The 11614-nt window shown below is 67.1% G+C and carries 10 protein-coding genes; all 10 read left to right on the top strand.

Translation table 11 applies throughout. The annotated features are described in order from the left end of the window. On the top strand, positions 1-334 hold a 334-nt coding region (locus VTU_RS0102165; RefSeq protein WP_010100284.1), incomplete at its 5' end, for an ABC transporter permease subunit. Then, positions 331-1239: an ABC transporter permease gene (locus tag VTU_RS0102160; RefSeq protein WP_010100282.1), complete on the top strand. Its 909-nt coding sequence runs from the start codon at positions 331-333 to the stop codon at positions 1237-1239. The genes VTU_RS0102165 and VTU_RS0102160, both read left to right, overlap by 4 nt. Further along, on the top strand, positions 1236-2264 hold the full coding sequence (locus VTU_RS0102155; protein WP_050809424.1) for an ABC transporter ATP-binding protein: 1029 nt from the start codon (positions 1236-1238) through the stop codon (positions 2262-2264). Before VTU_RS0102160 ends, VTU_RS0102155 begins: the two co-directional genes overlap by 4 nt. Further along, positions 2261-3247 carry an ABC transporter ATP-binding protein gene (locus VTU_RS0102150; RefSeq protein WP_010100278.1) on the top strand — a complete coding sequence of 329 codons (987 nt, stop codon included), beginning with the start codon at positions 2261-2263 and terminating at the stop codon, positions 3245-3247. The genes VTU_RS0102155 and VTU_RS0102150 overlap by 4 nt, the downstream gene beginning before the upstream one ends. A gap of 39 nt (positions 3248-3286) precedes the next feature. Next, entirely contained in the window at positions 3287-4885 is a 1599-nt protein-coding gene (locus VTU_RS0102145) for an ABC transporter substrate-binding protein (RefSeq protein WP_010100276.1), read from the top strand. Positions 4886-4916: 31 nt separating this feature from the next. Beyond that, positions 4917-6164, top strand: a complete 1248-nt coding sequence (locus VTU_RS0102140) for an aminotransferase class I/II-fold pyridoxal phosphate-dependent enzyme (RefSeq protein WP_010100275.1) — start codon at positions 4917-4919, stop codon at positions 6162-6164. Positions 6165-6334: 170 nt separating this feature from the next. Further along, positions 6335-7198: an Rpn family recombination-promoting nuclease/putative transposase gene (locus VTU_RS0102135; RefSeq protein WP_010100274.1), complete on the top strand. Its 864-nt coding sequence runs from the start codon at positions 6335-6337 to the stop codon at positions 7196-7198. Positions 7199-7378: 180 nt separating this feature from the next. After that, positions 7379-8530, top strand: a complete 1152-nt coding sequence (locus VTU_RS0102130) for an MFS transporter (RefSeq protein ID WP_010100273.1) — start codon at positions 7379-7381, stop codon at positions 8528-8530. 278 nt (positions 8531-8808) lie between these two features. Further along, on the top strand, positions 8809-10341 hold the full coding sequence (locus VTU_RS0102125; RefSeq protein WP_010100272.1) for an NAD-dependent succinate-semialdehyde dehydrogenase: 1533 nt from the start codon (positions 8809-8811) through the stop codon (positions 10339-10341). Then, the coding region (locus VTU_RS0102120) for an aminotransferase class III-fold pyridoxal phosphate-dependent enzyme (RefSeq protein WP_010100271.1) at positions 10334-11614 on the top strand (1281 nt) is incomplete at its 3' end. The genes VTU_RS0102125 and VTU_RS0102120, both read left to right, overlap by 8 nt.

The raw sequence follows: 11614 nt of genomic DNA, 5'->3' as shown, positions 1-11614 counted from the left end.
GCTCGCCGACTACGTGCTCTTCGCCCGCGCCAAGGGCGTTGCGCCACTGCAAGTGATGCTGCGCCACGTGATGCGCAACATCATGATTCCCATCGTGACGGTGCTGGGCCTGGAGTTCGGGCACATGATCGCCTTCTCGGTGGTGACCGAATCGATCTTTTCCTGGCCGGGCACCGGCAAGCTGGTGATCGACGCCATCCGCACGCTGGATCAGCCGGTCGTCGTCGCGTACCTGCTGCTGGTGGTGTTCCTCTTCATCCTGATCAACACCGCGGTGGACATCCTTCACCCCCTGCTCGACCCGCGCATGCGCCGCCTGGGGGCGAATCGATGAGCGCCGGCCCGCGCGCGAACCCGGCCGCCCCCGGTGGCGGGCTCGTCCAGGCGCTGTGGCGCGACTTCTCCCGGAGCCATCTGGCCGTGGTGGCCCTGGCGGTGCTGGTGCTGGTCGTGCTCGGGGCACTCGCCGCACCCTGGATCAGCCCGCAAGACCCCTACGACCAGGCCGCACTGAACCTGGCCGACGCCCGCCTGGAGCCCGGCAGCACGGGATCGGGCGGCTACACGCACGTTCTGGGCACCGACGCGGACGGACGCGACCTCTACAGCGCCATCGTCTACGGCACGCGCCTGTCGCTGGGCATCGGGCTGCTCGCGGGGCTGATTGCCTTGCTGCTCGGAACCATGCTCGGGCTGCTGGCGGCGTTTCGCGGCGGTTGGGCGGAGAGCGCCATCATGCGCGTGGTGGACCTGCAGCTGTCGTTCCCGCCGCTGATGCTGGCCCTGGTGCTGGTCGCTTCGATGGGGCAGGGCAAGCTGCAGGTGATCGTGGCGCTGGTGGCCGCGCAGTACGCCTATTTCGCGCGCACGGTGCACGGCGCGGCTTCTTCGGAGCGGGAAAGGGAATACATCGAGGCCGCCGCCGCCATTCCCCTGCCGCCGTACACGGTGGCCGTCGGCCATTTGCTGCCGAACGTGCTGCCGCCGCTGATCGTGGTCGGCACGGTACAAATTGCCAGTTCCATCGTGCTGGAGGCCACGCTGTCCTTTCTGGGCGTGGGCCTGCCGGTCACCGAGCCCTCGCTGGGCACGCTCATCTACCGGGGTTTCGAATACATGCAAAGTGGCCGCACCTGGATCAGCGTCTACCCCGGCGTGACGCTGGTCATCCTGATGCTCGCCATCAATCTGGTGGGCGACCAGCTGCGCGACGCGCTGAACCCGCGATTGAAGAAATGACCCCCCGGCCATTGCCCCTGCCTGCCACGGCGCTCCATGCGGCGGCGCCGACCCCGGTCCTCGAAGTCCGGGGATTGAAGACGCACTTCCACACCGACGCCGGCGTGCTGCGGTCGGTCGATGGCGTGTCGTTCACGCTCGGGCGCGGCGAAATCCTGGGCATGGTCGGCGAGTCGGGGTCGGGCAAGAGCGTGACGGGCTTTTCCATCATGGGCCTGGTCGATCCTCCCGGGCGCATCGTCGCAGGCTCGATCAAGCTCAACGGGGTCGAACTGGTGGGGCGCCCCGAGAAGCAGCTGCGCGCCTTGCGCGGCCTGAAGATCGCCATGGTCTTTCAAGACCCGATGATGACCCTCAACCCGGTCCTGCGCGTCGCCACCCAGATGGTCGAAGCGATCCAGGTGCACGAAGCGGTGGGCCGGCGCGAGGCCCTCGAGCGCGCCCGCGCGGGCCTGATCCGAGTCGGCATCGCGGCGCCGGACGAGCGCCTGAGGGCCTACCCGCACGAGCTCTCGGGCGGCATGCGCCAGCGCATCGCCATCGCCATCGCGCTGCTGCACAGGCCCGATCTGATCATTGCCGACGAGCCGACCACGGCGCTGGACGTGACCATACAGGGCCAGATCCTGGCCGAGGTGCAGCAGCTGGTGCGCGACGAAGGCGTCTCGGTGCTGTGGATCACGCACGACCTGTCGGTGGTCGCCGGGCTGGCCGACCGGGTCTGCGTGATGTACGCGGGCCGCGTCGCCGAATACGCCGGCGTGGACGCGCTGCTGGACACCCCCTTGCACCCGTATACGCAGGGCTTGATCGGGTCGGCGTCGAGCCACGCGAGGAAGGGCGCGCCGCTCTACCAGATTCCGGGGATGACCCCCTCTCTGTCCGAACTGCCGCCGGGCTGCGCCTTTCAATCACGCTGCCCGCGCGCCGACGCGCAATGCACGCGGCCGCCCCCGATGCAGGAGCGAACGGCGGGACACCGTCTCTGGTGCTGGCATCCGGCGCTGCAAGGAACTGCCGCATGAGCCTGCTGCAACTGAGGAACATCTCCAAGCGCTTTGCCACGGCGCCGACGCTGGTGCAGCGCGTGGGCGCCGCGCTGGGGCGCGCCAGGCCGCCGGCGACCGTGCACGCGGTCAGCGACGTGTCGCTGGAGATCGCGCAAGGCGAGGTGCTGGGCCTGGTGGGGGAATCGGGCTGCGGCAAGTCCACGCTGGCGCGCATGGCTGCGGGAATTCAGCTGGCCAGCAGTGGCCAGGCCCTCTACCGGGGCCAGCCCGTGGCCGTGCAACGCGGCACGCGGGTGCACAAGAGCACGCGCCAGGTGCAGATGATTTTTCAGGACCCCTACGCATCGCTCAATCCGCGCCACCGGGTCGAGCGCATCGTCGGCGAGGGCGCGTTCGTGCATGGCCTGATCGACAAGCCGGGGCTGAGGGACTACGTCTGCGACTGCATGCTGCGCGCGGGCATCGATCCGGCTTACCGCCTGCGTTACCCGCACCAGTTCTCCGGCGGACAACGGCAGCGCATCGGCGTGGCCCGGGCACTGGCCATGCAGCCGGAGTTTCTGGTGTGCGACGAGGCAGTGGCCGCGCTGGACGTGTCCATTCAGGCGCAGGTGCTGAACCTCTTCATGCAGCTGCGCCAGGATTTTTCGCTGACCTACCTCTTCGTGAGCCACGACCTGGGGGTCGTGCGCCACTTGTCCGACCGGGTGGCCGTGATGTACCTGGGGCGTCTGGTGGAACTGGCGCCGGCCGAGGACATCTTTGCGCGCGCGAACCACCCCTATACCCGGGCCCTGCTGGACAACATGCTCACGCTGGATGCACGGCGCCGGCGCTTTCGCGCGATTCAGGGCGAGATCCCTTCGCCGCTCGATCCGCCCAGCGGTTGCGCATTCCATCCCCGCTGCCCGCACGCCCTGCCCCGCTGCAAGCAGGAGACACCGCAGCCCCAGCGCATTGCGCCCGGGCATTTCTCGGCCTGCCACCTCAACGGCTGAGCGGCCCCGCATCCTTCACCATCCAACAGGGGAAAACCCATGCAAGTCCTGAAATACGCCGTGCCGAGAACCGTGCTGGGAGCCGCCCTGGCCGGCGCGATGCTGTTCGGCGCCGCCGCCGCGGCGCATGCGCAGGAGCTCAGAATCGGCGTGCGCGCCGGCCCCGAGGCCATGGACCCGCACTACATGGCGATCGGCAACCAGATCGCCGCCATCAAGAACGTCTACGAAGCGCTGGTGTCGCAGGACGAGCAGCTCCGGATACAACCCGCGCTGGCCACCGCATGGAAATTGCTCGACGACACCACCTGGGAGTTCAAGCTGCGTCCCCAGGTCAAATTCCATGACGGCAGCGAACTGCACGCGCGCGACGTCAAGTTCTCGCTCGAACGGGTGCCCAGGGTGGCGGGACCGAATGGCGGGCTGGTGATCAACACGCGCAACATCACCGAGGTGCTCGTCCTCGACAGCCTGACGGTGCGCATCCGGACCTCCATCCCGAATCCCTCGCTGCCGCAGGATCTGGCGCGCATCATGATCGTTCCGGCGCACATTGGCGACGACGCCCAGGTGGCTGCGTTCAACAGCGGCAAAGCGGCCATCGGGACCGGCCCGTTCAAGCTGCTGTCCTTCAAGCCCCGCACCGAGTTGCTGCTCGAGCGCTTTGATTCCTACTGGCGCGGCCCCGCCGACTGGAAGCGCGTGCAGTTGCTGGAAATCTCCAACGACGCGGCGCGCTTGGCCGCGCTCGCGTCCAGGCGCGTGGACCTGATCAACTTCGTGCCCTATGGCGACGTCGCCAAACTCAAGAAGAACAGCGACTACACGGTGCTGCACGGCGATTCGATCTACATCTTCTTGCTCTACCCCGATTTCAGGGCGCAGAGCGACCTGATCACCGACAAGGCGGGCAAGCCCCTGGCGAGCAATCCGCTGCGCGACAAGCGGGTGCGCGAGGCGCTGTCGCTGGCGGTGGACCGCAGAACCATCGCCGCGACGGTGCTCGAAGGCCTGGCCAAGCCGGCCAATCAAATCATCGTGGACAAGTTCTTTGGCGCCATCGAGAAACCGGCGCCAGCGCAAACCAATCTCCAGAAAGCCCGGGAACTGCTGGCGCAAGCGGGGTATCCGGACGGCTTCGCGCTGCCGCTGCATTGCACCAGCGACCGGCTGCCCGGCGACGCCGCGCTGTGTTCCGCCCTCGGCCAGATGCTGGCCAAGGTCGGCCTGGACGTGAAAGTCAACGCGGTGTCCCGCACGGTCTTCATTCCGGCCCGCGCGCGGGGCGAGTACGTGCTGTCGCTGGCCGGCTGGGGCTCGCTCACCGGCGAAGCCGGCTACACGCTCGCAGCCCTCGCGCATACCAACGACAAATCCAAGGGCTTTGGCGCGTTCAACTTCACGAACTACTCCAACCCCGGCACGGACGCGGCGATTTCGGTGGCGATGCGCGCGATGGACAGCGACCGGCGCCGACTGCTCCTGTCCGGCGCAATGCAGGCGGTGCAGGAGGACTACGCCATCATCCCGCTGGTACAGCTGTCCTCGGTATGGGCCACGCGCGCGAAAACACTGGCGTTCACACCGCGCGTGGACGACGAGACCCTTGCCTATTTCATCCAGGCCGTCAAGAAATAAGGCGCCGCCTACGGAACCCACGGAACCCCCGATGAAGCAGTTGCTCAGGAGCCAGTGGACGCAGACACGGCGCTGGCTGCAAGGCAAACCGGTGCGCCTGCAACCGCTGCTTTGCGCGACGCTGGACAGGGACGACGTGGCCCTGGCCCGCGCCTGGCGCGCGCAACCCGGGCAATGGCAGTCGCGCGCGCCGGTGGACGAATTCACGCGCCAGTTTTGCCACTGGCTGGGAGTGCGCCGCGGCTGGGCCTTCATGGGCGGGCGCGCGGCGCTGTACGCCATCGTGCAGGCCCTGGAACTGAAGGCCGGCGACGAAGTGGTGCTGCCGGCATTCACCTGCCAATGCGTGCTCAACGCCTGCACGTACCAGGGCGTGCGTGTGCGCTGGGCGGACATCGAGAACCAGAGTTTCGGCATGGACGCCGACGCCCTGTCCAAGGTGCTCGGCCCCGCGACCAAGGCGATCATGATCCAGCACAGCTTTGGACTGATCAACCGGGACTTCGAGCGCCTGCTGCAACTGGCGCGCGCACGGGGGCTGTGGGTCATAGAGGATTGCGCGCACGCCACCGGGGCCGAATGGCGTGGCCGCAAACTCGGCACCTTCGGGGACATCGCGCTCTTCAGCAGCGAGCGCTCCAAGATCATCAACACCATTCACGGAGGCATCGTGGTCGCGCAGCACGACACGCTGGCGCGGCGCATGGACGCAATCCACGCGCGCGCCGCAGTGCCCAGCGACGCCGAGATCGCGCGCCTGCTGAATACGGTCGAATACGGCTGGTACGTGCACAAGCACCGCTGGCGCCCCTTCACCGCCGCCTGGGCCGAGTGGCGCTTTGGCGAGCAAGTCCTCGCGCAAATGCAGCCCGAGGAATTCGAAGGCCGCTTCGTGCCACGCTACGCGCAGCGCATGGTCGCGCCGGTCGCGGCGCTGGGACTGAACCAGTTGGCGAAGATGGCGCACTACCAAGAAAAGCGGCGCGCGGGCGCAGCGCACTGGGACGCCTGGTGCGACAAGCAGGGCCTGCGCCGGCCCCTGGTGCTGCCCGATTCGCAGCCGGCGTATCTGCGCTACCCCGTCCTCGTCGAGCCGCAGCAGCGCGCGGACCTGCGCTGGGTCGCGGACAGGCTGGGAATGACCGCCGGCGTCTGGTTCAGCAGCGTCACGCACCCCGTCGCGCGCGACAGCGTGGGCTGCCCCGTGGGAGAGGACGCGGTGCGCCGCGTGCTCAACCTGCCGACCATTTTTGTGGAAGCGGTCCGGGCCAGCCCCTGATCCAGCCATTCCCGTTCAGCGCGCCGGTGCCGTGCTGCACACCCGGCAGGTCCATGCAAGGCATTGCCTGCCATGAAATACACTGCGGCGTCGGGGGCCGTCGGATCCGTTGGCGCAGCGCGCCCACGCCTCGCCGACGGCGTGTTCCATGCCAACCGGAGTCCTCGCCCATGAATCTGAGCTACCTCGACCCCAAGATCGATCTGGTCTTCAAGCGCATCTTCTCGCGCGCTGATCTGCTCAAGGATTTTCTCAACGCCGTTCTGCCGCTGGACGCTCCGGTCGAAACGCTGACCTATCTGCCCGCCGAACAGGCGCCGCAAATCCCGGGCATGCGGTTTTCCATCGTCGACGTCAAATGCCACGACCAGAGCGGCCAGGTGTTCGTCGTCGAGATGCAGATGCTGTGGACCGACGCCTACTTCTCGCGCATCCTGTTTGGCGGCGCGCAGGCCATCGTCAACCAACTCTTCTCGGGCGCACCCTACCAATCGCTGTGCCCGGTCTACTCGGTCACGGTGCTCAACGACGTTTTCAAGCAAGATGCCAACGAGAAAGACTGCTGGCTGCACCACTACAAGATCACCAAACTCGCAGACCCCGGCGATATCCTGCAAGGCTTGCAGTTCGTCATCCTGGAACTGCCCAAATTCACGCCCCAAACGCAGGTCGAAAAACGAGTGACCGCGCTGTGGCTGCGCTTTCTGCGCGAGGCCGGCAGGCCGGACTTTGTCCCCGACGAGAACCTTCTGTCCTACGCGCCGGTCGCCGCCGCGGTCAAGCTCACCGAGTTCGCAGGGTATAGCGCCGTCGAAATCGAGAACTACCAAAAGTATCTCGATGCGCTGCGCAACGAAAAAAGCGTGCTGCTCGATGCCGTGACAAAGGGGCAAACTGAAGGGCGGACCGAGGGACGGATCGAGGGACGAACGGAGGTTGCGCGCAATCTTTTGCCGCTGCTCGATGACGAGGCCATCGCGCAAGTCAGCGGCCTGACCCTGTCGGCCATCAAAAAGCTGCGCGAAGGGGCTTGATCCGTGCATGACAGAGGTCCCTCCCCCAAGTGCCTCGGTGAGGCCATGAACATCGTCAGAAGGCAGGCCCCCCGCATGGCCTTGCTTGTCGCCAAACGGGCAAGTCGCCATCGGCGGGCCGCAAGTCTTCGGCTCAGCAGTTGGCGTTCAAAGTACCTGTGCAACGACTGGAGCTATTTCATGAATGAACGGCGCCACGCGGTGCCCCTGGCGTTTGCACTGTGCGTCATCACCGCCGGCGTCAACTTGCAGGCACCGCTGTACGCGACCTACGCGCGGATCGACGGTGTGGGTGTCATGGCCACGACCATCGCCTTTTCCTTCTACGTCGCGGGGGTGTTGCCCATCCTGCTGGCGCTCGGCGGCTTGTCTGACCGCATCGGCAGGCGGCGGGTCATGCTCATTGCGCTGCTGCTGTCTGCCTCCGGCACCGGCCTGATGCTGGCTTACCCGCATATCCCCGCGTTGGCCCTGGCCCGTTTCGTCCTGGGCGCCGGCACCGCGCTCATGTCCGCCACGGCAACGGCTTACATGATGGAGTTGATCGGTTCGGAAGACACCTCTGGCGCCGCCAATTGGGTCACCGCGAGCACCTCCATCGGCTTCGGCCTGGGCCCGGCGCTGACCAGCGCCTGCCTGATGTTTCAGGAGACCGTGCATCCCCCGAGCTTTGCGCTGCACCTGGCGGCCACGGCACTCGCCGTCTGTCTGGTGTGGCGACTGCCCGAGACCGCGTCCCGGCGCGCAGGGGCTCCCGCGTCGATGCTGCGGCTACCCTGCTTTACCCGCAAGGGCCTTTGGTATGGCAGTGCCATCTTGCTGTGCTGGGCCACCACCGGACTGGTGATTTCCATCCTGCCGTCGGCCCTGGCAACGCATGGTCTGTCCATGTATTCCGGTCTGTCCACGATGCTGGCGATCAGCTGCGGCCTGCTGTTCCAGCCCATGGCCCGACGGCTGGAGCCCGGCCGCTCGACAAGAATCGGCCTGTTGATCCTGCTGCCTGCCTACGCCATGTTGGCGTGGGGGGCCTGGTCAGGCACCTTGGTCGCCGTCCTCGCAGGCTCCCTGCTTGCCAGCAGCGCTTGTTATGGCTTTGTCTATCTGGGCGGCCTGGCCGGCACGGCCAAGGCGGCTGCGGCCCCCGAGAGAACCCGAGCCAGTGCAGCCTATTTCCTGATGGCCTATATCGGCTTTAGCGTCCCCGTGGTCTTTACCGGGCTGATTGCCGACCACTACGGCATGCCCATTGCGCTGCTTGCTTTCGGGATTCTTCTGCTTGCGGGCACGGCCATGCTGCTGCCCACAGGGAGGCGGCCCGCCAAATGCTGAAGTAGCGAGGCACCGTCAGGCGGAGTCTGCTGCCGAATCGTTTTGCGCCTGTTGCCATTGCTTTGCTCGCTGGTAGCTCTCCTTCAAGTAAGCATTGAGTTCCTGGCGTCGGTGCCGGAATCAGCGGCAAATGCCATGCACCAGCACACCCATCCCATCCGGCGTTCTCTCGCAAAAGCGGCGCATTATCGAGATTCCTTCGGCGCCGCCACGGTGTTTCAGAAGCACTCTCGCCGACCCCGCGCCTAGACTCCCGCAAAGCCAAGGGAGAAGTTTTCATGCATGCACTGACCCATAGCGCCGCAGCGGGCCTGCATCCGGCCCTGGATCGGCTTTCGGATCGCGGGCTGCTCAGGGAGTGCGCTTATATCGGCGGGCGCTGGAGCGCTGGGGGAGGGGAGAAATTTGCCGTCACCGACCCGGCGAGCGGCATGTTGTTGGCGCGCGTTGATGCGCTTGGCGCGGCCGACGCGCGCCGGGCCATCGACGCTGCGTCCGGCGCCCTGCCGGAGTGGAAGGGCATGCTGCCCGCGGCGCGGTCCGAGCTGCTGCGCCAGTGGCATGCGCAAGTGCAGTCGGCGCGCGAGGATTTGGCGCTGCTGATCACGCTCGAACAGGGCAAGCCGCTTGCGCAGGCGCGTGGCGAGGTCGCCTACGCTGCGTCCTTTATCGCGTATTACGCCGACGAGGCGCTGCGCGTGAACGTCGAGGGCGTGACCAGCCATTTGCCGGACGCGCGCATGTGGCTCCAGCGCGAACCCGTTGGCGTGGCCGCGCTGCTCACCCCCTGGAACTTCCCGTGCGCCCTGCTCACGCGCAAGGCGGCTGCGGCGCTGGCGGCCGGCTGTACGCTGGTGTCGCACCCTTCCTCGCATACGCCGCTGTCGGCCCTGGCGCTGGCCGAACTCGCCGGGCGCGCGGGCCTGCCGCCCGGCGTGTTCAACGTCGTCACGGGCGACGCGGGTCCGATTGCCGAGACCTATTGCAGCGACGGGCGCGTGCGCGCCATCAGCTTCACGGGATCCACCGAGATCGGGCGCATCGTCGCCCGTGCTGCGGCCTCGAGCATGAAGCGCGTGGTCATGGAACTCGGTGGCCACGCGCCGCTGATCGTCTTTGACGACGCCGACCTCGGGCGCGCCGTGGACATTGCGCTCGAAGCGAAATTTGCCACTTCGGGGCAGGACTGCCTCGCGGCCAACCGCATCTACGTACAGCGGCGCCTCTACGCGCGCTTTTGCACGGCCTTTGCCCACAGGGCCGCCGGTTTGCGCGTCGGCGAAGGGCTGGACGAGGCCGTGGATATCGGCCCGCTGATGCACGCCGGCGTGAAGCGCAAGGCGCAGGCGCAGATCGCCGACGCCCTGCAGCGCGGCGCACGCCAGCTCACGCCGCAGCGCGCCGTTCCGGGTCCGCTGTTTCTTGCGCCGACCGTTCTCGCCGACGTTCCGGACGCGGCGCTGATCATGCGCGAGGAGACCTTCGCCCCGGTCGCGGCGCTGTGCCCGTTCGACACCGAGGACGAGGTGCTCGCGCGGGCCAACGACACCGAATACGGCCTCGCCGCCTACGTCGTGACGCGCGACGGCGCGCGCGCCGCGCGCATGGCGAATGCGCTGGACTACGGCATGGTGGCCATCAATCGCGTGAAGATGACCGGCGCGCCCGTCCCTTTTGGCGGGATGAAGCAATCCGGGATCGGCCGCGAGGGCTCGCGCCACGGCCTCGAAGCCTTTACCGACTTGAAATACATCTGCCTCGACCTGCAGCGCGAGCACACGCTTTCCAACGGAGACCCCCACCATGCTTGATCCAACCGAACCCGCCGCGAATGAACTGGGCGCCTGGGACCGCGACCATCTCTTTCACCCCTCGACCCATATGGCGCAGCATGCGCGCGGCGAGACGCCGAACCGCGTCATCGTCGGCGCCGAGGGCGTGTACATCGTCGATCGGGAGGGCCGGCGCAGCCTCGACGCCTTCGCCGGGCTCTACTGCGTGAACGTCGGCTACGGCCGCAAATCGATTGCCGAAGCGATCGCCAGGCAGGCGGCCACGCTGCCCTACTACCACGCCTACGCCGGCCACGGCACGGAGCCCTCGATCCGGCTCGCCAAAATGATCATCGAGCGCGCGCCGGCGGGGATGAGCCGGGTCTTCTTCGGCCTCTCCGGCTCGGACGCGAACGAGACCAACCTCAAGCTGGTCTGGTATTTCAACAATGTCCTCGGGCGGCCGGAGAAGAAAAAAATCATCTCGCGCTGGCGTGGCTACCACGGCTCGGGCGTGATGACCGGCAGCCTGACCGGGCTTGCGGCCTTTCACAATCAGTTCGACCTGCCCAAGGCGCCGATCCTGCACACCGAGGCCCCGTACTACTACCGCCGCGCCGACCGCAGCATGGGCGAGGAGGCTTTCTCGCAGCATTGCGCCGACAGGCTGGAAGCGCTGATCCAGGCCGAGGGGCCGCAGACCATCGCGGCCTTCATCGGCGAGCCGATGCTCGGCACCGGTGGCATCGTTCCGCCTCCCGCAGGCTACTGGCCCAAGATCCAGGCGGTGCTGAAGCGGCACGACATCCTGCTCATTGCCGACGAAGTCATCACCGCCTTCGGACGGCTGGGCAGCATGTTCGGCGCCGGGCATTACGGCATCGAAGCCGACCTCATCACCGTCGCCAAGGGCCTGACCTCGGCCTACGCCCCGCTGTCCGGCGTGATCGTCTCGGAGAAAATCTGGCGCGTCCTGGAGCAGGGCTCCGACGAATACGGACCGATAGGCCATGGCTGGACCTATTCCTCGCACCCGCTGTGCGCCGCAGCGGGCGTGGCGAATCTCGAACTCGTTGACGAGCTCGACCTCGTTGCGAACGCGCGCACCGTCGGTGCCTATTTCAAGGGCGCGCTCAGCGACGCCGTGGGCGGCCAGCGCTGCGTCGGCGAGGTGCGCGGCGAGGGACTGCTGGCAGCGATCGAACTGGTGCGCGACAAGGACGACCGGGTCTTTTTCGACGCCAGCGAAAAGGTCGGCCCGCGCGTTGCGGCCGCGCTGCTGGCGCACGGCGTCATCGCGCGCGCCATGCCG

It is taken from the genome of Verminephrobacter aporrectodeae subsp. tuberculatae At4 (assembly GCF_000193225.1).
GTDB lineage: Bacteria > Pseudomonadota > Gammaproteobacteria > Burkholderiales > Burkholderiaceae_C > Acidovorax > Acidovorax aporrectodeae.
Note: the sequence above shows the minus strand (reverse complement) of the source record. Positions and strands in the feature narration are given on the sequence as shown.

Bases quoted from the DNA above. Each gene is read 5' to 3' on its own strand.
- VTU_RS0102140 (WP_010100275.1), top strand. From the start codon at position 4,917: ATGAAGCAGTTGCTCAGGAGCCAGTGGACGCAGACACGGCGCTGGCTG.
- VTU_RS0102135 (WP_010100274.1), top strand. From the start codon at position 6,335: ATGAATCTGAGCTACCTCGACCCCAAGATCGATCTGGTCTTCAAGCGC.
- VTU_RS0102145 (WP_010100276.1), top strand. From the start codon at position 3,287: ATGCAAGTCCTGAAATACGCCGTGCCGAGAACCGTGCTGGGAGCCGCC.
- VTU_RS0102125 (WP_010100272.1), top strand. From the start codon at position 8,809: ATGCATGCACTGACCCATAGCGCCGCAGCGGGCCTGCATCCGGCCCTG.
- VTU_RS0102160 (WP_010100282.1), top strand. From the start codon at position 331: ATGAGCGCCGGCCCGCGCGCGAACCCGGCCGCCCCCGGTGGCGGGCTC.
- VTU_RS0102130 (WP_010100273.1), top strand. From the start codon at position 7,379: ATGAATGAACGGCGCCACGCGGTGCCCCTGGCGTTTGCACTGTGCGTC.
- VTU_RS0102155 (WP_050809424.1), top strand. From the start codon at position 1,236: ATGACCCCCCGGCCATTGCCCCTGCCTGCCACGGCGCTCCATGCGGCG.
- VTU_RS0102150 (WP_010100278.1), top strand. From the start codon at position 2,261: ATGAGCCTGCTGCAACTGAGGAACATCTCCAAGCGCTTTGCCACGGCG.